The 21,998-nt window shown below is 71.9% G+C and carries 16 protein-coding genes and 2 pseudogenes; 9 read left to right on the top strand and 9 right to left on the bottom strand.

The genetic code is table 11. The features are described from left to right. The 3 genes from AOK24_RS07735 to AOK24_RS07725 all read right to left on the bottom strand — a co-directional run. Positions 1–1,216, bottom strand: a 1,216-nt coding sequence (locus AOK24_RS07735; RefSeq protein ID WP_159051814.1) for an ArnT family glycosyltransferase, incomplete at its 3' end; no start/stop codon positions are given. Positions 1,217–1,229: 13 nt separating this feature from the next. Beyond that, positions 1,230–2,489 (bottom strand): bifunctional glycosyltransferase family 2/GtrA family protein, encoded by a 1,260-nt coding sequence (locus tag AOK24_RS07730; RefSeq protein WP_055719300.1) that lies wholly within the window; start codon positions 2,487–2,489, stop codon positions 1,230–1,232. A 252-nt stretch (positions 2,490–2,741) separates the two neighbouring features. Beyond that, on the bottom strand, positions 2,742–3,458 hold the full coding sequence (locus AOK24_RS07725) for a response regulator (RefSeq protein ID WP_055719299.1): 717 nt from the start codon (positions 3,456–3,458) through the stop codon (positions 2,742–2,744). 336 nt (positions 3,459–3,794) lie between these two features. Between AOK24_RS07725 and AOK24_RS07720 the strand changes: the two genes are divergently transcribed. Both AOK24_RS07720 and AOK24_RS45500 read left to right on the top strand, forming a co-directional pair. After that, entirely contained in the window at positions 3,795–4,376 is a 582-nt protein-coding gene (locus AOK24_RS07720) for a TetR/AcrR family transcriptional regulator (protein WP_055719298.1), read from the top strand. A gap of 34 nt (positions 4,377–4,410) precedes the next feature. Then, a complete protein-coding gene (locus AOK24_RS45500; protein WP_240553724.1) occupies positions 4,411–5,385 on the top strand; it encodes an SMI1/KNR4 family protein in 975 nt (324 codons plus the stop codon). Between the two features lie 127 nt (positions 5,386–5,512). Here the strand turns inward: AOK24_RS45500 and AOK24_RS07710 are convergent, their stop codons facing one another. After that, on the bottom strand, positions 5,513–6,064 hold the full coding sequence (locus AOK24_RS07710; protein WP_055719296.1) for a winged helix-turn-helix transcriptional regulator: 552 nt from the start codon (positions 6,062–6,064) through the stop codon (positions 5,513–5,515). 85 nt (positions 6,065–6,149) lie between these two features. Here AOK24_RS07710 and AOK24_RS07705 point away from each other — a divergent pair, with 85 nt between their 5' ends. Then, positions 6,150–7,745: a phytoene desaturase family protein gene (locus tag AOK24_RS07705; protein ID WP_055719295.1), complete on the top strand. Its 1,596-nt coding sequence runs from the start codon at positions 6,150–6,152 to the stop codon at positions 7,743–7,745. Between the two features lie 78 nt (positions 7,746–7,823). Here AOK24_RS07705 and AOK24_RS07700 read toward each other — a convergent pair whose 3' ends face one another. Further along, the gene (locus AOK24_RS07700; protein WP_055719294.1) at positions 7,824–8,789 is read right to left on the bottom strand and encodes a glycoside hydrolase family 6 protein; all 966 of its coding nucleotides are present in this window, start codon (positions 8,787–8,789) and stop codon (positions 7,824–7,826) included. Between the two features lie 339 nt (positions 8,790–9,128). Between AOK24_RS07700 and AOK24_RS07695 the strand changes: the two genes are divergently transcribed. The 4 genes from AOK24_RS07695 (at position 9,129) to ppdK (ending at position 15,522) form a co-directional block, all read left to right on the top strand. Next, positions 9,129–10,142, top strand: coding sequence for a LacI family DNA-binding transcriptional regulator (locus AOK24_RS07695; protein WP_055719293.1), 1,014 nt, complete (start codon positions 9,129–9,131; stop codon positions 10,140–10,142). A 208-nt stretch (positions 10,143–10,350) separates the two neighbouring features. Further along, on the top strand, positions 10,351–11,769 hold the full coding sequence (locus tag AOK24_RS07690) for a non-reducing end alpha-L-arabinofuranosidase family hydrolase (protein ID WP_055719302.1): 1,419 nt from the start codon (positions 10,351–10,353) through the stop codon (positions 11,767–11,769). Between the two features lie 166 nt (positions 11,770–11,935). Then, on the top strand, positions 11,936–12,703 hold the full coding sequence (locus tag AOK24_RS07685; RefSeq protein ID WP_055719292.1) for a class I SAM-dependent methyltransferase: 768 nt from the start codon (positions 11,936–11,938) through the stop codon (positions 12,701–12,703). Between the two features lie 179 nt (positions 12,704–12,882). Next, the gene (gene ppdK / locus AOK24_RS07680; RefSeq protein WP_055719291.1) at positions 12,883–15,522 is read left to right on the top strand and encodes a pyruvate, phosphate dikinase; all 2,640 of its coding nucleotides are present in this window, start codon (positions 12,883–12,885) and stop codon (positions 15,520–15,522) included. 217 nt (positions 15,523–15,739) lie between these two features. On the opposite strand, the gene AOK24_RS07675 is transcribed toward ppdK, so the two are convergent. The 4 genes from AOK24_RS07675 to AOK24_RS07660 all read right to left on the bottom strand — a co-directional run bounded on the left by AOK24_RS07675 (position 15,740) and on the right by AOK24_RS07660 (position 21,090). Beyond that, positions 15,740–17,293 (bottom strand): tannase/feruloyl esterase family alpha/beta hydrolase, encoded by a 1,554-nt coding sequence (locus AOK24_RS07675; protein WP_055719290.1) that lies wholly within the window; start codon positions 17,291–17,293, stop codon positions 15,740–15,742. Continuing rightward, positions 17,262–19,124, bottom strand: a complete 1,863-nt coding sequence (locus AOK24_RS07670) for an AMP-binding protein (protein WP_240553722.1) — start codon at positions 19,122–19,124, stop codon at positions 17,262–17,264. The genes AOK24_RS07675 and AOK24_RS07670 overlap by 32 nt, the downstream gene beginning before the upstream one ends. 233 nt (positions 19,125–19,357) lie before the next feature. Next, a complete protein-coding gene (locus AOK24_RS07665; protein ID WP_107103910.1) occupies positions 19,358–20,569 on the bottom strand; it encodes a PucR family transcriptional regulator in 1,212 nt (403 codons plus the stop codon). A gap of 146 nt (positions 20,570–20,715) precedes the next feature. Next, a complete protein-coding gene (locus tag AOK24_RS07660) occupies positions 20,716–21,090 on the bottom strand; it encodes a winged helix-turn-helix transcriptional regulator (RefSeq protein ID WP_055719289.1) in 375 nt (124 codons plus the stop codon). 21 nt (positions 21,091–21,111) lie between these two features. Between AOK24_RS07660 and AOK24_RS07655 the strand changes: the two are divergent. Continuing rightward, positions 21,112–21,756 (top strand): annotated as a pseudogene (locus AOK24_RS07655) (MBL fold metallo-hydrolase); the annotation flags it as partial. 2 nt (positions 21,757–21,758) lie between these two features. Beyond that, a pseudogene (locus AOK24_RS50345) lies at positions 21,759–21,998 on the top strand (MBL fold metallo-hydrolase); the annotation flags it as partial.

The raw sequence follows: 21,998 nt of genomic DNA, 5'->3' as shown, positions 1-21,998 counted from the left end.
TGCGGGCGCACCGCGCCCCCGCCCGGTGCGCCCGCACCAGCGCCGTGACCAGACCGGCCGTCAACGCGGCGACGGCGGGCGCGAGTTGGGTCGTGTAGTAGACGTGGAACGTTCCCTCCTGGACGGAGAACATCAGCCCGCATACCACCAGCCAGGCCCCCCACAGCACCCACCCGGACCCCGGCAGCCGCTTCCCGGCCGGACCGCTGCCGCGCCGCCGCAGCACCGCCCCGGTCACGGCGACGGCCAGGGCAATGGCGCTCGCCGGGAGCAGCCAGCCGATCTGCCCGGCCACCTGCTCGCTGAACAGCCTGAGCGGCCCCGGCTGACTCCTGAACGCCCTGCTGAGCCCGGCCCCGCCGCTGCCGCCCGCGCTCTCCCCGAAGATCCGGCCGAGCCCGTTGTACCCGACGACGAGTTCCCAGGCCCCGCCGTCGGCGCTGCCCCCGATGTACGGCCGTCGCCCCGGCCACCAGGCGACCACCGCGATCCACCACAGCGAGGAGACGGCACACACCGCGCCCGCGGCGAGCAGCGCCCGGACCCGCCGCAGCCAGGGGCCGCCCGCGCCGACCAGCCACGCCGCCGCGAACGCCGGCAGCACCATCCACGCCGCCGCCATCTTGGTCAGGAACCCGCACCCGACCAGGAATCCGCTCGCGCACAGCCACGCGGTGCTGTTCGACCGGACGGCCCGGGTCAGCGCGTACGCGCCGCCGACCAGGAACAGCACGAGCAGGGTGTCGGGGTTGTTGTACCGGTTGATCGCCACGGTGACGGGCGTCAGGGCCAGCACGAGCGCGGCGAGCAGCGCCGTGCCCTCGCCCGCCCAGAGCCGTACCGTCCGGTGCAGGACGAACACGGCGGCGACGCCCTCCAGGACCTGCGGCAGGATCAGCGCCCAGCCGTGCAGCCCGAAGATCTTGCTGCTGACGACCTGCGGCCACAGCGCCGCCGGCGGCTTGTCGACGGTGACGACGCCGGCCGGGTCGAAGGAGCCGAACAGGAAGTTCGTCCAGCTGCCGCCCATCGACTTCACGGCGGCCGAGTAGTAGCCGTTGCCCCAGCCGAGCGGGCCCAGCGCCCAGCCGTACAGCAGCGCGGACAGGAGCAGGATCGCGGCGAGCGCGGCGGGGGCCGCCCGGCGCGGCAGGACACGGACGGTGACGGGGAGCCGTACGGCGCGGCCCGACGTCACCTCGGTGGTGTGCGTCACGGAAGGCTTCCTCTCAGAGGTCCCCGGCGGTACGGCGGAACACGGCCAGCCGCAGCACCAGGAAGCGGACGCCGGTCACCAGCACCGAGGCGACGGCGAGGACGAGGGTCTCGGCACCGGTCGAGGCGTCGGGGGAGGCGTCGCGGAAGAGGAGGACGGCCCCCGACGTGGCGAGGTAGCCGACGATGAACAGCACACCGGCACCGAGGTGGGCGCGGCCGGCGCCGGCCGTGGAGTGCCGGAAGGTCAGCCGGCGGTTCGCCTCCGTGTTGAGGAGCGTCAGCACCAGCAGGGAGACGAAGTTCGCCGCCGCCGGCGGCCACCAGCCGCGCAGCAGCCAGTACAGGAGCGCCTGGCCCGCCGTCGAGGCGACGCCGATCACCGCGAAACAGGCGATCTGCCAGGTGAGTTGGGCCCGGTCGTGGTGCGGGGCGAGGACCGCGTCCGGGTGTTCGGCGGTCGGGCGCGGGCGGGCCGGGACGGCGACGCGGGCCTTGCCGGACGCCTTGAGGCGGGCCATCCGCCACAGGCCCCTCAGATCGTCGGCAGCGGTGTGGACGACATCCACCCGCGTGTCGACGTCCTCCACCCAGTCGACCGGCACCTCGTGGATGCGCAGGCCGTTGTGCTCGGCCAGCAGGAGGAGCTCGGTGTCGAAGAACCAGGCGTCGTCCCGGGCCCTCGACAGCAAGGGGCGCAGGACGTCCGTACGGGCCGCCTTGAACCCGCACTGCGCGTCGCTGAAACGCGCGCCGTGCGTCAGCCTGATCAACGCGTTGTAGCAGCGCGAGATCAGTTCCCGGCGCGGGCCGCGCACCGTCCTCGCGCCGGAGGCCAGGCGGCTGCCGATCGCCAGGTCGGAATGGCCGCTGGCGAGCGGGGCGATCAGGGGGAGGAGCCCGTCGAGGCCGGTCGACAGGTCGACGTCCATGTAGACGACGATCTCCGCGTCGCTCGCGCCCCACACGGTACGCAGCGCGAGCCCGCGTCCCTTGCGGTCGAGGTGGACGACACCGACGCCGGGCAGCTCCTCGGCGAGTTCGCGGGCCACGGCGAGGGTCGCGTCCGTGCTGGCGTTGTCCGCGACCGTGATCCGCCAGGTGTAGGGCAACTCGTCACGTAATCGCGCGTGCAGGGTCCGGACACAGCCCGGAAGCGCTCGTTCCTCGTTGTGGACAGGGATCACGACCTCGACCGTCGGCGTGCGGGTGACGTCCGGGGCGTGCTGCTGGGGGGTTCGGGCCGTACGCGTTCCACTGAATGTCCGCGTCATGGGTTCCTCGGGAGGTGAGGGTCGATGGGGGGCGGCTCCGGTACGCGCCCGGTCCTTGGGCCGCGCACGCATCGACTCTGACCGGTGAGGCAGGGGAAACCCGGGGAGAAAGCTGGGAACTGACGGGGAGTTGGGTCTCGGTGCGGGTACTGGGCGGAGGCGGCAGGGCGGCACGGGCCGGTCGGTGAGCGCCGTCGCGTGATGGCCCCGCCCTGGTCAGCCCGTCACCGTCGCGCGGTGGTCCCGCCCCGGTCAGCCCGTCACCGTCCCCGGCTGCACCCGGCTCTCCTCGCCCGACGCCGCCCGGGTGCGGGGAGTGGTGAAGCCGGTCCGGTAGGCGATCGCGACGAGTCGCGCGCGGTCGTGGACGCCGAGCTTGGCCATGATGCGGTTCACGTGAGTCTTGGCGGTCAGGTGCGAGACGCTGAGCCGCTCCCCGATGGCGTGGTTCGAGAGCCCGGCGGCCACCAGGCCGAGCACCTGGCTCTCCCGTCCGGTGAGCGCCCTCAGCTCCGGCACCGGGGCGCTCGGGGGCTCCGGCAGAGCGAGGTAGCGGGTGATGAGGGCCTTGGTCGCCACAGGCGACAGCGGCGTCTCCCCGCGAGCGACCAGCCGGACGGCGTCGACGAGCGCGCCCGGCTCGACGCCCCTGCCGAGAAACCCGCCCGCCCCGGCACGCAGCGCCCGGACGACGTACTCCTCGGTCTCGAACGCCGTCAGGATCAGCACCCGTACGCCCGTGAGGTGCTCGTCAGCCGTGATGGCGCGGGTGGCGGCGATGCCGTCCACCCCGGGCATCCGGACGTCCATCAGGACGACGTCGGCACGGGTGGCACGGGCCAGGGCGACCGCCTCGCCGCCCGTCGCGGCCTCCCCGGCGACCTCCAGGTCCGGCTCGGACTGGAGGAGCAGGCGCAGACAGGACCGGACGAGGGCCTGGCCGTCTGCGAGCAGAACGCGGATGGTCATCTCAGCCTTCTCGTGGGCGGAGGCCGGTGCCGGGAGGCTTCGGCTCGTGGGGGTCGTTCACGTTGACGACCATCAGCGGGGTGTGGTCGTCGTCCAGGTGACGCCTCGATCAGAAGCGGACTGTTGTCCGTTTTGCTTGCGAGGGTGAAGGTACGCCCAAGAGATCCGAAGTTGCAAGGGGGATCTGTGCGGGTGGCGTCGAAGGGTGGTGTGAGCTGCGGTTTCGTGGGTGAGGTCGGGGCGGTGGGGTGGGTGTCGTCGGCCGGTGACTGAGCGCGCGTGCGGGCGTTAAGGTGGAGGGGGAAGCGGACAGTCGTCCAGCAGGGGGGAAGGGCAGTGGAGTCGAGGACCGGTGGGCCTCAGCGGTCGGACGCGCAGCGCAACCGGGAACGCATCCTGGAGGTGGCGCTCGTCGAACTGTCGCGCTCCGCTGACGTCCCGCTGAGCACGATCGCCAAGAAGGCGGGCGTCGGGCAGGGGACCCTGTACCGCAACTTCCCCAACCGCGAGGCGCTCGTCCTGGAGGCGTACCAGCACGAGGTGCGGCAACTCACCGACGGCGCGGCCGAGTTGCTGAAGACGATGGAACCCGACCTCGCCCTTCGCGTGTGGATGGACCGCCTCGCCCGCTTCATCATGGCCAAGACCGGGCTGGCCGACGCGCTGCGCCAGGCGGCCGGCGCGACGGAGGGCGCGGAGCCGTCCGGGTACGCGATGGTCTTCGGGTCGATCGAGTACCTGCTCGCCGCCAACCACGAGGCCGGCACCATCCGCCCCGGCGTGACCGCCGGCGACTTCCTGCGCGCCATCGCCGGCATCTGGCAGATCGACATCAGCGGCGACTGGCACACCCAGGCCACCCGGCTGCTGGACATCGTCATGGACGGCTTGCGCGCGGGGGCACCGGGGCGGGGCTGAGGCTTTCAACTCCCCACGTTCTACGGTGTGCTGAGTGTCGCTCAGGCATCCGACCGGCAAGGAGCACAGGACTGTGGACGTCGAGATCCCCCAGGACGTACACGACATCGCCACCCGACTCGGCGGCGGTGTCCCCTACGCGTTGAAGGCGGTGGCGGGACAACTCGTCGACGATCCCGACCTGGGGCATCCCTCCGGCCTGCCCGGAATCCTCACCGTGCGGATCGAGGACGACATGATCGAGGACTGCCCGGCCCTGGCCATCGGCTACATCCGCGAGCCCGAGTGGATACAGATCCGGTTCCTGACCCTGGCCCGCCCCGCCGAACCCGAACCCGAACCCGAGCCCGAGCCTGAGGAGGAGGAACCCGAAGAGCGCCCCGACCTCGTTGCCGAGGCGACCACCGCACGACAGGTCGCCGACGCCTGGCGGCGTATCACCGGCTGGCTCCGCGACCATGCCCCCGACTCCTACGCCGCGCTGCGCCCCGGCGCCGGCCTCGGCACCCTCGCCGCGCTGGAAGGTGAACTGGGCATCCGCCTGCCCGTCGAACTGCGCGTCCTGTGGACGCTCACCGCAGGGGACGACGGGGGCTGCCTGCCCGGCAACCGCGCGCTGATGCCGGTGGACGCCGTGGCCGAAGTCCACCGCCTGAAGACGGACATCCAGGCCGGGCTCGACGTCGACAACGCCGGCCTCGGCGAGGAGGACCGGATCACCGCATGGGCGCCCACCCGGATCCCGGTGGTCGCCTTCGGCCCTGCCGACACCACGTCGGGCCTGTACCTCGACGCCGCGACCGGATACCTGGGCCACTGGTCCCGCTACAACGAACCCCCCGGCGAAGAACTCGACACCCTCGTCACCTACTTGGAGGAAACCGCCGACATGCTCGAAGCACCAGCCCTCGCCACCCGGGACAGACCAGGGCTCGTCGGCGGAACACTGGTCTGGCTCAGCGGCAGACACCCCACCGACAAACACCACTGGCAGCCGGTAACCGGCTGACCGCACGGCATCGAAGCGCCACCACGACCCGGAGGAGGCGCGGACCAAGCGGCCCATGACCAGCCGGTCATCAACACCGGTGTACCGCTGCCGGGGAACCTCGGCGCGACGGTGCGTCGGTGAATCCTCAGCCCGGTGAGGACGGCTCTGTCGGCGAGTCGGGCTCGGGGGTGGGTTTCGCGCCGGGGCCCGGGCCCGCTGAGACCTGGGCGGGGGTGGTGATGGTGTGTCCGGAGTCGCAGGTGACGACGGTCCGGACGGGGCTGCCGCAGTCGTGGTGGAGCAAGGAGACCGTGGAGGCGCCATCGGGGACGATCCATTGCTCTGCCCAGTCGTTGAGGGCGATGAGGATGGGTAGCAGGGCGCGGCCCTTGTCGGTGAGGCGGTATTCGTCGCGTGCGCGGGTGCCAGGGGCCGCCCGGTAGCGGGTCTTTTCCAGGATGCCGTCGGCGACGAGGTCCCGGAGGCGGGCGGACAGCACGCTCGGGCTGATGCCGCAGTGGCGCTCGAAGTCGTCGAAGCGGCGGGTGCCGTAGAAGGCCTCCCTGATGATCACGCCCGTGGTCCGGGGGCTGAGGGAGCGCAGGGCGAGGTTGATCGCGTCGGGTTCGATGTCCCACGCGTCCCGCTGCCACCGCTGCGGATGCGCATCGGCGGGTGCTTCGGTTTCGTCGCTCACGTATCCCTCTCCGGTGTGTTGCCCGAGTCTATCCACGCTCCTATGCTGACTTCGGTTTATAGAAGTCAGATGGAGAGGGTGCTACGTGAACATCGGTGAGAGCTACCACCGCAGTACGGCCGGCCAGGCATGGGACGCGATCGTCATCGGATCGGGCATCGGCGGCCTGACCACGGCCGCCTTCCTGGCCCGGACGGGGCAGAAGGTGCTCGTACTGGAGAAGCACTCGACGGCGGGCGGCGCCACCCAGACGTTCCGTCGGGCCGGATACGAATGGGACGCCGGGCTCCACTACATGGGCGACGTCCACCGGCCCACCAGCGGCCTGCGCCGGATCTTCGACCACATCAGCGGCGGCAAGCTGGAGTGGGCCCCCATGCCGGACGTGTACAACCGCGTCTTCATCGCGGACCGGGAGTACGAGTACAGGTCGGGCGTACAGCGGTTCGCGGACCGGATGAAGGAGTACTTCCCCCGCGAGTCCGGGGCCATCGACCGGTACATCGACCTGGTCCACACCGCGAACCGCGCGGCTCGCCCGTACCTCGCCCACCGAAGCCTGCCGCACGCCGCAGCCGACAGCCTCCACGACGACCTGGCCGCACCCTTCCTCTCGCTCGCGGACCGGACGGTCACCGAGGTCCTCAGCGACCTCACCGACGACGCGGAACTCCGCGCGGTCCTGTGCGGTCACTACGGTGACTACTCCCTCGCCCCCGGACGCGCCTCGTTCGGCATGCACGCCATGCTCATCCGCCACTACATCGACGGCGCGAACTACCCCGTCGGCGGCTCCGCACGCCTCGCGGAGACCGCCACGGACGTGATCACCGGCGCCGGTGGGGCCGTCCTGATCTCCGCGGAGGTCGAGGAAGTCGTCCTGGACGACAAGGGATCGGCCCGCGGCGTCCGCATGGCGGACGGAAAGAGCTTCCGGGCACCGCTGATCATCAGCGACGCCGGGGCGCTCAACACCCTGACCCGGCTCCTGCCCGACCGGACTCCCGAAGCCTCCCGGCTCGCCGACTCCCTGCGTGCCGTCGGCCCTTCGCAGACGTACGTGATGCTGAACATCGGCATCCGGGAATCCGGTGACCGGCTCGACCTGGACCCGGCCAACATCTGGGCCCACGCCGGACCCGACATCGACGGCGACATCGCCGCGTTCGAGGCCGACCCCGAACACCGCGCCATGCCGACGTACTTCATCACGTTCCCCTCCGTGAAGGACCCGTCGTGGGAGAGCCGCTACCCGGGGCGCACCACCATCGACATCGCGGGGCTCACCACCTGGTCGTTGTTCGAGCCGTACGCGGGAAGCGCGTGGATGCGCCGGGGCGCCGACTACGAGCGCCTCAAGGGCAGGCTCACCGAGGAACTCCTCGGCCAGGTCTTCCGCTTCTGCCCGCAGCTGGAGGGCCGCATCGACCACGCCGAACTGGCCACGCCGCTCAGCTTCAACCACTTCCTCGGCAGGGAGAGGGGTGACTTCATGTCCCTCGCCCACACCCCGCAGCGGTTCGCCCTGCGTGGCCTCGGCGCCCACACCCACATCCCGGGCCTCCTCCTCACCGGCCAGGACGTGGCATCGGCCGGCGTCAGCGGCGCCATCATGGGCGGCGTCGTCGCCGCCTCCGCGGCCCTGGAGCGCGACGCCCTGCAAGACCTCGCGACCGCGTGAACGCCGAACACGAGACACCAAGGGTGCGCCGTGGCCCGGTCGCGCGGTGCGGGCGGGCCGGGCCACGGCTGTCTGCGGTCAGTAGCCGTAGATCATCTTGTAGGCGACCTCGGGGAGGAACTGTCCGGCCGAGGAGCCGCTGCCCACGCCGCAGTTGCCGTCGGACTCGCCGGGGGTCTTGATCCACAGGAGCATCTCGGCGCCGCCGCCCATCTGGGTGGGGGTGCCGATCTTGCGGCCGGCGGGGTTGCACCACTGGCCGTTGGAGCCGTTGCCGTTGCGGCTGGTGTCGACGACGAACGGCTTCGTGTAGCCGTAGCGGGCGCTGAGTTCACGGTTGACGGCGTTGCCGTAGTTGGTGTTCTCGGCGGTGGTGAAGTAGTTGGAGATGTTGAGGGAGAAGCCGTGGGCCTGGCGCAGTCCGGCGTTGTGCAGGCGCTGGGCCATGGTCGCCGCGTCGGTCCAGCCCGGGTTGCCCGAGTCGAGGTAGACCCAGGCATTGGGGGCCTGGCGGCTGAACGTGGAGAGCGCGCCGGTCAGCATGTTCTGGCGCTCGGTGATCTGGGCCTGGTTCATGCAGCCGTAGTCGCCGAGCGAGTCCGGTTCCAGGATCACGACGGCCTGGCGGCTGCCGATCCCGCCGGCGAACTGGGAGATCCAGGTGGCGTAGGCGGAGGGTGAGGAGGCCCCGCCCGCGGAGTGGCCGCCGCAGTAGTCGCGGTTGTAGACGTTGTAGGCGACCATGATCGGCAGCTTGTTCGCGTTCGCCGCCGCCCCCGCGTACGAGCCCGCGGCGGTGCCGATCGACCCGCTCCAGGAACCGAACCAGCGGGCGGCGGGGGTGTTGGCGAGGGAGTTGTTGATGGCGGAGGCGCGGCCGTCGTTGGGGTTGGCGGCGACCCACTGCTTCGCGCTGGAGTTGGGGTCCACGTAGAACCCGTTGGCCTTGAGGGCCGGGCCCGCCGCGTGGCCGGACGGAGCGACGGCGAGCGCCAGCGGCAGGGCGAGCAGGGCCGCCGTCAGGGCGCGGAGCTTTCGGCGCATCGGTGTACCTCGGTTTCCTGGTGGGGGAGCGTCGCCCGGCCTCGTCCAGGACGGGCGACGCGGTGAGGAGGTGCGGCGGTACACGTCCCCCGGTGCCGGCGGCTCTCCGGCAGTACTCCGGCGGGACGACACCGCGAACGACCGGCGACGGGGGGTGGGAGCGCTCCCAAAGTGGAAGCGGTTCCAGGGGTGTCGAGGCCCTCCGGGTGTGGTGGATATCGTGTGGGGAGCCGTTGGGACTGTCAAGAGCAGCCGTACGACCCGCCCTTCACACGGCGAAGGCAAGGATCTACAGTCCTGTGTCTGGAAGCGCTTCCAGACACAGGGGGTCCACGGTCCATGGCAGCAGACGGAGCCCGCCGCCGGCCGACGCTCGAAGCCGTGGCCGAACTCGCGGGAGTCTCCCGCTCCGTGGCCTCCCGCGTCCTCAACGACGCCCCGTACGTCAGCCGCGTCAAGCGCCAGGCGGTCGAACGGGCCGTCAGAGAACTGGGCTACGTCCCCAATCCGCGCGCCCGGGCCCTGGCCACCCGGCAGACGGGAGCGGCTGCCCTGGTCGTCTCGGGAGAGGACCCGTCGATCTTCGCGGACCCCTTCTTCGCCCAGGTGATCGTGGGGGCGTCGGCCGCGCTGGAGGAGGCGGACCTGCATCTGATGCTGTGTCTGGCCGCCTCCGAGCGGGGCCGGGAACGGGTGGCGGCGCTGCTGCGTTCCCGTGGCGTCGACGGCGTCATGCTGATGGCGCTGCGCGAGGGCGACCCGCTGGTGCGCATGGCGGAGGAGGCGGAGCTGCCCGTCGTGTTCGGCGGACGTCCGGTGGGGCCCGCCCCCCGCTGGTACGTGGACGTCGACAACGTCGGTGGCGCCCGCGAGGCGACCGAGTACCTGATCGCGCGCGGCCGGACGCGGATCGCCGTGATCTGCGGACACCTCGACACCGAGGCCGGGCGGGCCCGTCACCGCGGCTACCGGGACGCGATGCTCGCCGCGGGACTGACCCCGCTTCCCCCGGTGGAGGGGGACTTCACCGAGCCCGGCGGCGCCGCCGCCATGGCCGTCCTCCTCGCCGAACACCCCGGCCTGGACAGCGTGTTCGCCGCCAACGACAACATGGCGGCGGGGGCGCTGCGCACTCTGCGCGAGAGGGGGCGCCTGGTGCCCGACGGCGTCGCCGTGGTCGGGTTCGACGACCTCGCCGTGGCCCGGATCGCCGACCCGCCGCTGACCACCGTCCACCAGCCCATCACGGCTCTCGGGCGGGAGACGGCCCGCATGCTCGTCGCGCTGATCGACGGCCAGGACCCCACCCCGCTGATCCTCCCGACCCGCCTGGTCGCCCGCGCGAGCGCCTGACGGCGGCGGGTTGAGGCCCGTTGACGTTCCCGCTCGCGAATCCTGTGAGAAGTGTTGACGTTGATCATCCCGTCCCTATCATCCAATTGATCGACACTCCGACCTTTGTGCGACATTTCGAACGATCCGAAGGTGCACCACACGCCATCCCGGACGGCCTCTGCGTGGGGCTCGCCGGAGCCGCTTGGTCAAGGATGACGAGGTCCTCATGCGCAGACGCAGTTTCCGCAGCCGCACGCACCTGTCCGCCGCACTCGCCGCCACGCTCGCGGCACTGGCCGCCCTGGCCGCGATGCTCGTCGCCGCCCCGGCCCACGCGGCCACCACCAGCGCCGTACGCGCAGTCGCTGCCGGCCGCTGCCTCGACGTGCCCGGCGCCGCCCAGGCCGACGGCACGAACCTCCAGATCTGGGACTGCACCGGCGCGGCCAACCAGCAGTGGACCCTGACGGACAGCAGCCAGCTGACCGTGTACGGCAACAAGTGCCTGGACGTCCCGGGCACGGCCACCTCCGGGACCCGCGTGGTGATCTGGACCTGCCACGGCGGCGCCAACCAGCAGTGGCGGGCGAACGCCGACGGCACCATCACCGCCGTCCAGTCCGGGCTGTGCCTGGACGTCAGCGGCGCCGCAACCGCCAACGGCACGGCCGTCCAGCTCTGGTCGTGCAGCGGTGGCAGCAACCAGAAGTGGACCGGCCTGTCCGGGACGGGCAACGGCTGCGCCCTTCCGTCGGCGTACCGGTGGAGCTCGACCGGGCCGCTCGCGCAGCCGGGCAACGGACAGCTCTCGCTGAAGGACTTCACCACCGCGACGTACAACGGCAAGCACCTGGTCTACGGGACCAGCTCCGACGGATCGTGGCACTCGATGGGGTTCAGCCCCTTCACGAACTGGTCGGACATGGCGACGGCCACCCAGACCACCATGAGCCAGCTCGCGGTGGCGCCCAAGCTGTTCTACCTCTCCACCAAGAACATCTGGGTGCTGGCCTCCAACGGCTGGGGCACCGCCTGGCCCTTCGTCTACCGCACCTCCAGCGACCCCACCAACCCCAACAGCTGGTCCGCCGCACAGCCGCTGTTCACCGGCAGCCTCCCCACCGGCGCCCCCATCGACCCGACGCTGATCGCCGACGGCCAGACCATGTACCTGTTCTTCGCCGACGACAACGGCAGCATCTACAAGTCGACCATGCCGCTCGCCAACTTCCCCGCCAGCTTCGGCTCCTCGTACACGACGGTCCTGCGGGACACGAAGGAGCGGCTGTTCGAGGCACCCGAGGTCTACAAGGTCCAGGGCCAGAACCAGTACCTCATGATCGTCGAGGCGATGGGGGCGGGCGGGCGCTACTTCCGCTCCTTCACCGCCACCGACCTGAACGGCGCGTGGAGCGAGCAGGCCGGCAGCGAGAGCAGCCCCTTCGCGGGCAAGGCCAACAGCGGAGCCACCTGGACCAACGACATCAGCCACGGTGACCTGGTCCGCAACAACCCCGACCAGACCATGACCGTCGACCCCTGCAACCTCCAGTTCCTCTACCAGGGGTACGACCCGAGGACGCCGCAGGGCACGCCGTACGAGCGGCTGCCCTACCGGCCGGGGCTGCTGACCCTTCAGCGCTGACCGACGCCTTGAGGGGCCCCGACTCAGGGGCCCCTCAAGCGCGGGCGCCCCGGCCGTACGGGCGTTCGGCGGCGCCGACACGGCGGTTTCCCGGTGACGGGCCGTCGGCGTGGCTAGTGTCTGCCGGGTGAACGCAGACGACGTGAACCGGCGGTGGACGCGGGCCATGCCCGACGCCTACGAACGCCACCTGGTGCCGGTCTTCTTCGAGCCCTTCGCCGAGGACCTGGCCGCGCGTGCGGCGGCGGCGCGCCCCGGGAGGATCCTGGAACTCGCCGCCGGGACAGGGGCGTTGACCTCGGCGCTGCTCGCCGCGCTGCCCGGGGTCCCGGTGGTGGCGACCGACCTCAACGAGGCCATGGTGAGTGCCGGGTCGGCACGGGAGCCTGGGGCCGTGTGGCGGCGGGCGGACGCCCAGCGGCTGCCCTTCGGGGACGGGGAGTTCGACCTCGTCGTGTGCCAGTTCGGGGTGATGTTCTTCCCCGACCGGCCCGCCGCCTGCGCCGAGGTGCGCAGGGTCCTCGCGCCGGGCGGACGGTTCCTGTTCAACAGCTGGGGCCCGCTGGCCTCGCACGGCTTCGGGGCCGCCTTCCAGGCCGCCCTGGAAGAGGCGATGCCGGACGGCGCGCCCGCGTTCCTGCGCGATGTCCCCCACGGTTACGCCGATCCGGCGGTCGTCGCCGCGGACCTCGCCGCCGCCGGCCTGTCCCCGGCGGGCGCGGAGGAGGTCACCCTGCACGGTGTCGCGGAGTCGGCTGCTTCCGTCGCCACCGGCTTCCTCACCGGTACGCCGGTGAGCGCCACCGTGGACGCCCGTGAGGACGCGCGGGCCGTCCGGGACGCCGTCGTGCGGAGCATGACGCGGCGCCTCGGCGCGGGACGTGTGACGGCGCCGATGACCGCGACCGTCTACACGGCACACCGCGAGGGCTGACCACGGCGATGACCCGGGCACGGTGGCGCAGGGGGGGCCGATCGGCCCCCGGGTGCGCCCCGGGCGGCCCTGCCCGGCCGGGCAGGGCCGCGTGACGCTGGTGGGGACGAGCGGACCGGGGACGCCCCTTGCGCTCGTCGCCCGGCAGACACCCGGCACCGAGAGGCGGAACGACCGCGATGGACAAGCCGACCACGTACGTCCGCACCTTCGCCGAGGGCGACCGGACCATGGCCGCCCTCCTCGGCGGGAAGGGGGCCGGGCTCGCGGAGATGACGCGGCTCGGGCTGCCCGTCCCGCCCGGGTTCACCGTCACCACCGAGGCGTGCGCCGCCTACCTGGCCACCGGCCGGGAACCCGACGGCCTCGGCGTCGAGGTGGACCGCGCGCTCGCCGCGCTGGAGCGGACGGCGGGGCGCACCCTGGGCGCCGCCGAGGACCCGCTGCTGGTGTCCGTGCGCTCCGGTGCCCGCTTCTCGATGCCCGGGATGATGGAGACCGTCCTCGACATCGGCCTCAACGACGCCTCGGTCACCGGCCTGGCCAAGGTGTCCGGCCGGGAGCGGTTCGCCTGGGACTCCTACCGGCGGCTCGTGCGGATGTTCGGCCACACGGTGATGGGCGTGGACGACGCCCTGTTCGACACGGCGACCGCGGCCGAACTCCCCGACCTCGTCGAGGAGTTCAAGGCGATCATCCGCCAGGCGACGGGCGAGGAGTTCCCGCAGGACCCCGGCGAGCAGCTGGTCCGCGCGATCCGCGCCGTCTTCGGCTCCTGGAACGGCGAGCGCGCCCGCGTCTACCGGCGCCGCGAACACATCCCCGACGACCTCGGCACCGCCGTCAACGTCCAGGCGATGGTCTTCGGCAACCTCGGACCCGACTCCGGCACCGGCGTCGCCTTCACCCGCGACCCCGCCACCGGCGAACGCGGCCTCTACGGCGACTACCTGCCCGACGCGCAGGGCGAGGACGTCGTCGCGGGCCACCGCGACACCGTCCCGCTCGCCGACCTCGCCACGCACGTCCCGCCCGCGTACGCCGAACTCGCCGAACACCTGAGGACGCTGGAGCACCACTACCGCGACCTGTGCGACGTCGAGTTCACCGTCGAGCGCGGCCGGCTGTGGATCCTCCAGACCCGGGTCGGCAAACGCACCGCCGAAGCCGCGTTCCGCGTCGCCCACGACTTGTGCGAGGAGCAGACGATCAGCGCCGACGAGGCCCTGGCCCGGGTGGACGGCGCGGAACTCACCCGGCTGATGTTCCCCCGGTTCGCGGCCGACCCCACCGCCGTCCCCCTCGCGCACGGCGTCCCCGCCTCGCCCGGCGCGGCCGTCGGGGTCGCCGTCTTCGACTCCGCCGAGGCGCTGCGCCGGGCCGCCGCCGGCGAGCGGACCGTCCTGGTGCGCCGCGAGACCGCCCCCGACGACCTGCCCGGCATGATCGCCGCCGAGGCCGTCGTGACCAGCCACGGCGGCAAGACCAGCCACGCCGCCGTCGTCGCGCGCGGCATGGGCAAGGTCTGCGTGTGCGGCGCCGAGTCCCTCACCGTCGACCCGGTCGCCCGCCGCGCCACCACCGCCTCCGGGACCGTCGTCCACGAGGGCGACACCCTCTCCGTCGACGGCACCGCCGGCACCGTCCACCTCGGCGCGCTCCCGCTCACCGACTCCGACGTCGCACGCGCCCTGGAGACCGGCACCGCGAGCGGACCGCTCACCGAGGCCGTCCTCGGCACCCTCGCCCACGCCGACGCCGTACGCCGCCTTCAGGTGCGCGCCAACGCCGACACCCCCGAGGACGCCGTGCGCGCCCGCGCGCTCGGAGCCCAGGGCATCGGACTGTGCCGCACCGAGCACATGTTCCTCGGCGAGCGCCGCACGCTCGTCGAGGCGATGATCCTCGCCCGCGACGACGACACCGCTCGCGCGCGGGCGCTGGACGCGCTGCTGCCGCTCCAGCGGGACGACTTCACCGGCATCCTCAAGGCCATGGACGGACTGCCGGTGACGATCCGGCTCCTCGACCCGCCGCTGCACGAGTTCCTCCCCGACCGCACCGCCCTCGCCGTCCGGCTGGCGACCGCCACCCACCCGGACGTCCACGACCGTGAACTCCTCGACGCCGTGGAGCGGATGAGCGAGCAGAACCCGATGCTCGGCCTGCGCGGCGTACGCCTCGGACTGGCCGTACCCGGCCTCATGGCCATGCAGGTGCGGGCGGTCGCCGAGGCCGTCGTGCGGAGGCTGCGCGACGGCGGCCGGCCACGGGCCGAGATCATGATCCCGCTCGTCGGCACGGTCGAGGAACTGCGGCTGGCCCGCGCCGAGACCGGACGCGTCCTCGCCGAGGTCGCCGCCGAGACCGGCCAGCGCCTCGACCTGCCCATCGGCACGATGATCGAACTCCCGCGCGCCGCACTCACCGCCGGACGCCTCGCCGAGGACGCCGACTTCTTCTCCTTCGGCACCAACGACCTCACCCAGACGACCTGGGGACTGTCCCGCGACGACGCCGAGGCATCCTTCTTCCCCCTCTACCTGGAGAAAGGCGTCTTCGCCGAGTCGCCCTTCGAGACGATCGACGAGGACGGTGTCGGCCGGCTCGTCCAACTCGCCGTCGAGGCCGGCCGCACGGCCAACGCCCGCCTGGAGACCGGCGTCTGCGGCGAACACGGCGGCGACCCCGCGTCCGTCCACTTCTTCCACCGCGCCGGACTCGACTACGTGTCCTGCTCCCCGTTCCGTATTCCCGTCGCCCGCCTCGAAGCGGGGCGCGCGGCGCTGGAGGGGGTGGGGGTGAGCGACACCAGGTGACCCCGGCGGCCGGGTGCCTGGCCCGGCAGCAGAGGGCCGGAGGTGTCGAGGCCGGACATCCGTCGGGGACAGCTGTCGCCACCCGGAGCCCGCCGGCTGCTGGAGCCGCTCTCGCCGCGCATCATCACCGACGCCCACGGGGGAAAGGCGGTCGTTGCAGGTCACCGCTTTCACGGTCATCCCCCAGCGGCCCGCGCCGGCCGAAACGCTCAGCGCGTCACCGGCGGCCAGTGCAGCGGAAGTTGGCGGCGTCGTTCGTGCTGCCGCGCCCGTCGTAGCGGGCGACGCCGGGCCACAGGCACAGCGGCCGGCTCATGGACCCGTTCGCGGCGAGCAGCGTGGTGGGGGCCTTGCCCTGTTCGACCCACTTCACCAGGGCCGCGAGCGGGTCGGCCGGGGCGGCGCCGGAGCCGCCTCGGCAGTGGCCCACGCCGGGGGCCGTGAAGAGGCGGGCGAACCGCTCAGTCTTCGCCCGGCCGCCCATCGCGGCGGTGACCTGCTCGTAGTAGGTGGTCGTTCCCTGCGGAGGGATCAGCTGGTCGGCCAGGCCGTGCCAGAGGAGCAGTTTGCCGCCGGCGGCGCGGAAGGCGCCGAGGTCCGGGTTGTCCGTGCCGACCACGGGGCCCCACTCCTGACGGGACTGGTCGAAGTGGTCGGCGAAGTCGGCCATGGTCAGGCTGTGCCAGTCGAAGGAGGGGTTCTTCGCGAGCCAGTACGTGAACCAGCTGGACGCGAGGGGCGTCGGGGCTCCGTCGCCGTTCGCGGTGGCGGCGAGTCTGGTGAACGAGGCGCCGGGCAGGATGCCGTACCACAGGCGAGTGCCGTCCGGGCGTCGAGGCCCGTCCCAGATCCGCTTGACCACCGCCGCGTCCTTGGCCGTGATCGTTCCGCAGGGGGTCGCGGTGCCGACCAGCGAGGTGGGGTTGAAGCGGCAGGTCCGGGGGTCCGTGATGACGCCGTCGGTCACGCCGTCGCGGCTGTCGCACGCGGCGGTGACGGCCTGGTCGATCGCGTCGAACTTGCACGAGGGGACGAAATCGTCGAGCTCGCGCATCACGACCTGGGGCCACATCGCGGCGGGGAGGAACCGGTCCGCCCGGATCGCCGGCGCACCCGCCAGGATGCCGTCGTAGTCGCGCGGTTGGACCTGCGCTTCCTGGAGACCTTCCCTGCCGCCGTTGGAGCAGCCGTTCCAGTACGAGTACCTGGGTGACGTGCCGTAGAACGCCTGCGTGACGGCCTTGCCCTTGACGGTCGTCTCGTGCAGCGCACGCGAGACGAAGTCGTTGATCAGGGACGTGTTCATGCCGCTCGGGGACCAGGCCCAGGAGGCGTCGCCGGAGTCGGCCGTATGACCGGAGTCGGAACCCGCTGCGGCGTAACCGGCCTTGGCCGCGGTCTGCGTGTCCGGGACGGAGCCGTTGAAGCCGCCGCCTCCCACCCCTTGGAAGCGCCCGTTCCAGGTGTCGACGGGCAGTGACACCCGCATGTGGATGTTCTGCGGAACCAGCAGCTCGACGGTGCAGAGCGCCGGAGCGGCGGTGGTCTGCGCGGCGCTGGTGACCGTCGTGCCGTCCGCGAAGCGCAGATCGGTGAGGCTCTCGCAGGACCGGACCGGCTGGCCGGACCGCACGGTGCCCGCCGCGTGGACCGGCGTGGCGCAGAACCCCGCCGCGAGGATCAGAGCCCCGGAGATCGCCAGTCGGCGTCGGACCGGGCCGCGCGGGGACCGGGTGTGCTCAGCGCTGTCGGCTGAGAGCTTCCACTTCATGCTTGCTTACCCCCTGGCTTTCTTTCTTGTCCGTGCGGATGGGGCCGGGCTGGTCAGCGGCCGGCTCGTGGGTGTCGGAGGGGATCGGGTCGGCGTACAGCGCGGCGATGTCCGCGTCGTACTTCTCGGCGACCTTCTGCCGCTTGAGCTTCAAGGTGGCGGTGAGTTCGTCGCTCGTCGCGTCCCAGTACGCGGGGATCACCCGGAAGCGCTTGACCTGCTCCACCCGTGCCAGCCGGCTGTTGCCCTCGGCGACGGCGGCCTTCAAGGCGGCGATCAGCAGGGGGGAGCGGGCGAGGGAGCGCGGGTCCGGGCGCAGCCCGTGCCCGGCGGCGAAGGCTGCCGCGGCCTCGGCGTCCAGGACGAGCAGCGCGGTGAGGTAGGGACGGCTGTCGCCGATGGCCACAGCCGTGCCGATCAGGGGACTGGCGGTGGTGAGGGCCGTCTCGACCGTGACGGGCGAGATGTTCTTGCCCCCTTCGTTGATGATCAGGTCCTTCTTGCGGTCGACGATGGTCAGGTAGCCGTCCGCGTCGGAGACGATGACGTCGCCGGTGCGGAACCAGCCGTCCTCGGTGAAGGCTTCGCGTGTCCGCTCGGGATCGTTGCGGTACCCCTTCGCCACCGACGGCCCTCGTACCAGGAGTTCGCCGTCGGCGGCCCGGCGTGCCTGAAGGCCGGGCAGCAGCGTGCCGATGCTGCCGAACCGTGCCCGCGCGGGCGGGCTGACGGCACCGAAGCAGCTCAGCTCGGACATGCCCCAGCCCTCGCAGACGGGGACGCCGAGCGCGGCGAAGAACTCCAGGGTCGCGACCGGCGTGGGTGCCGCGCCGGTCACCGCCCACCGCACCTGGTCCAGCCCCAGACGGGAGCGAAGGGCCGACAGGGCTCCGGCATCGGCCGCGGCGAGCTCGTCGTCGACCGGCTTGCCCGCCTGTAGCAGGCGCGTACGTTCGAGGCCGGCCTCCAGTCGGGCCGCGTCCGGCTCGCTCTCGACGCCGACCTGCACGGCCTGCTTGATCTTGTTCCAGACTCGGGGTACGGCGCACCAGATCGTCGGCCGGCAGTCCGGCAGCGCTGTGCCGATCTCCTTGATGTCGGGCACCACCGTCACCTGCACACCGAAGATCGCCTGTGCGTACAGGCAGGTGAAGCGGTCGACGACATGGGCGGAAGGGAGGTAGGAGGTGGTCCGGTCGCCGAAGCGGAAGTCCAGGACCTGCGCCACCCCCGCGGCCTGGGCGAGCAGGTTGGCGTGCGTGATCTCCACGCCTTTCGAAGGGCCGGTCGTTCCCGAGGTGTAGATCAGGGTGAGCACATCGTCCGGCTGGACGGCGCGCCAGGCCGCGTCGAAGTCGAACGAGGTGTTCGCCCGGCCACGGGCGCGGAGGGTTTCCAGGCCGAGGGTGCCTTCCGCCTCGTCGCCGTCCACCAGGACGAGGTGCTCGACGGCCACGCCGGATTCCCGGACGACGGGAAGGTACTGCCTCTCGCACACCATCACCCTGCTTCCGGAATTGCGCAGGACATGGGCGAGTTGGGCCGCCGGCAGCGTGTTGTAGACGGAGAACGGGACGGCGCCCAGATGCTGGGCCGCGAGGTCGACGGGGAAGAACTCGACCCGGTTGGTCATCATCAGCGCGACGGTGTCCCCACGCCTGACTCCCAGTGCGGCCAGTCCGGCCGCCAGGAGGCGCACGTCCTCGGCGAGGGCCCGCCAGGTGACGGTGCGGGTCCCGCCCACGGTGCGCAGAGCCACCGTGTCGGGCGCGACGGCTGCCGTGCGCTGGAAGGCATCACACAGGGTGGCGGGGTCGGTCATCTGGATCATTTCCCGTCGATCGGCTCGTACCGGAACTCACGCTCGACAGGCCTGACGCGCACACCTACGGCGGCATCGGCAACGGCGCGGCGTGAGCGCGCGGGTTCGACGACGGCAACGCTAGGCATCCCCGGCGCGCAGGGCATCGGGCATGACGCCCAACAAAACGGTCGCTGCACTGTGATCGGATCACACCGCTGTGGAAGGAGAAGACCGGGCCTCCGCCTGCGGAGGTGATTGGATCACACAGCGGTGAACAGTTTGATCGCGATCAGCAGCTCCTGGAGGTCGGCGAGCCTGCGCAGGTCGCACCCCGTCCGTTCCTCGACACGAGCCAGCCGGTGATGCGCGGTGTTGATGTGGACACCGAGCCGCTGAGCCGCGGCCTTCACGTTCAGATCGCTGGCCGCGTACTCCTCGACCGTCCTGATCAGGGTGCCACCCGACCGGGAGTCCTCGGTCACGAAGGTGCGGAGCGCCGTCGGCACGATCCGTGCGGCGGTCTCGTCCGCCCGGAGCGTCAGATAGTCGAGCACGCTGAGATCCGACAGGCAGACGACACCGCCCTCCGGCGGCAGAGTGCCCAGCGCGGAGACGGCCTCGCGGTACGCCTTCCCCAGGTCGATGACGGTGTCGTACCGCGTGCTCATGCCCACCGCGAGCCGTGTCCCCTGGTCGGCGAGGTTCCGCCAGGCCGCCCGCACGGGTGCCCCGGGCACGCCGGCGGCGCTGTCGCGCAACGCCCGCACGATCACGATCTCGTCCTGCCGCAGCACGGTCAGCGCACGAGCCGAGTCGCCAGCGGCCTGCCCCAGAAGCGACGCGGCGGAACGGAGGCCGTACGCGTCGTCAACGGGGGCCACGGGTACCGCGACCAGCACGGCACACGGCGCGTCGGGATGCAGCCCGGCCTTCGTGGCCGCGGTCAGCCGTGGCCCCGGTGCCGGCTCCCGCCCCGCGATCAGGTCTTCGAGCAGGTCCCGGCGTGCCCGGTCGCCCTCCACGGCCAGGAACTGCTCCTCGTCCAGATAGGCCCGGGCCGCGACCGTACTGCCCCGGTTGATCAGCTCCATGACCAGTCCGCTCGCCTCCAGCGCGACGTCACGCCCGCCGGTTCTGTGCACCGCCCAGTCTGCGATCGCCTCCCACATCACACGGTGCGTGATGCGCAGCGCGTGCATGAAATCAACGAGGGGTACGCCCTGCCGGGCCCGCCGCGCGGCATGCGGGCGGACGAACGCCACGTCCTCGTCCGTGGCCGGCCGGCCATGGGCCAGGCTGACGCTGAGCGCGTCGACAGCCTCCGTCACATGCGTCACCACGTCGGCCAGCAGCGATTCGTCCGTGAGGGCGGCGTAGCGCGGAATCTCCGCCCGGATGGCCTCCAGAGCCGCCACGGCCAGCGACTGCCGCTGAGCGGCGATGACGTCGGCCACCTCACTGAGGGCGGCCACCTGACCTGATCGGCGCATCACGGCCTCAGCCTAGGGGAGCCACGTGTCGGTGCGCCGCGAGATCACTGGCTCGGTAAGACCGCGATCGGACACGTCGGCCCCGTCCGTCTGACGGACCGTCGCGGCCTGTCCGATCCGGGCCCTTTTCAGGGCTTCGGGTCAGTGGTGTGGGCGCGCCGGTGGTGGTCGTAGTCGCTGGTGTGTTCTTCGGCCCAGTTCTGGAGGTGTTGGAGTGCGGTGGTGGCGCCGTGGGCGAGGTCGGTCAGTTCGTACTGCACCGTCGGTGGGCGGCTGGCGAGGACGGTGCGGGTGATCAGTCCACCGGTTTCGAGGTCGCGCAGGGTCTGCGCGAGCATCTTGTCGCTGACGCCGCCGGCCCGCCGGCGCAGTTCGGACCAGCGTTGCGGGCCGTCCATGAGGTCGACGAGGACCAGGGCGGCCCACCGGGCGGTGACCAGGTCGAACAGCTGCCTGCCGGGGCAGGCGGGATTGCGGACGTTTCCCCGCGCGCTTTCCTGCACGTGCTCACCTCACCTGAAGGTATGTACTTCCCAGGAGAAAGTAACTCAGCCAGAGTGAGTGAGCCAACCCCCGATCGTCAAGGAGTCCCTGTGGTGACCGACGTTGCCGTGACCCCCGCCGCGCACACCGTGACCGTGCTCGGCGGCCCCACCGCCCTGATCCACCTGGCCGGCTGGACGCTGCTGACCGACCCCACCTTCGACGCCGCCGGCACCGAGTACCGGGACGGCCCGGTCCTGGTGCGCAAGACCACCGACCCGGCGCTGAAGCCCGCCCAACTGCCCGCCCTCGACGCCGTCCTGGCCAGCCACACCGGACATGTGGACAACCTCGACACCGCCGGCCGCACGCTGGCCTCCGATGCCTCGAACGTGTTCACCACCGTCGCCGGTGCCACGGATCTCGGGGGCGCGGCCGTCGGCCTGGAGCCCTGGCAGACCCGGACCCTGTGGAAGCCGGGCCGCACACCGCTGAACATCACCGCGGTCCCCGCCCGCCACGGCCCCATCGGCACCGAGGCGATCACCGGCCCGGTCACCGGCTTCCTCCTGCACACCGACGACGCCTCCACGCCGAGCGTGTACGTCTCCGGCGACACTGTCGACCTCGACGCGATGAGCGCCCTGGCCGGCCGCTACCGCGTCGACGTGGCGCTGCTGCACCTGNNCTGCACCTGGGCGCGGCCGGCTTCGAGGAACTCGGTGACATACGGCTGTCGCTGACCGCGGACCAGGCCGTCGAGGCCCGCCGCCTGCTCGGCGACCCCCTCGTGGTGGCCATCCACGCCGAGGGCTGGGCGCACTACACCGAGGACCGCGGCCACGTCCAGCAGACCTTCGACGCCGCCGGCGTCCCGCTGCACTGGCCCACCCCGGGCGAGCCCGTCACCCTGCCCGCCCCGCACACC

Source organism: Streptomyces niveiscabiei, assembly GCF_001419795.1.
GTDB classification, from domain to species: domain Bacteria; phylum Actinomycetota; class Actinomycetes; order Streptomycetales; family Streptomycetaceae; genus Streptomyces; species Streptomyces niveiscabiei.
This window is presented reverse-complemented; position numbering and strand designations above follow the sequence as displayed.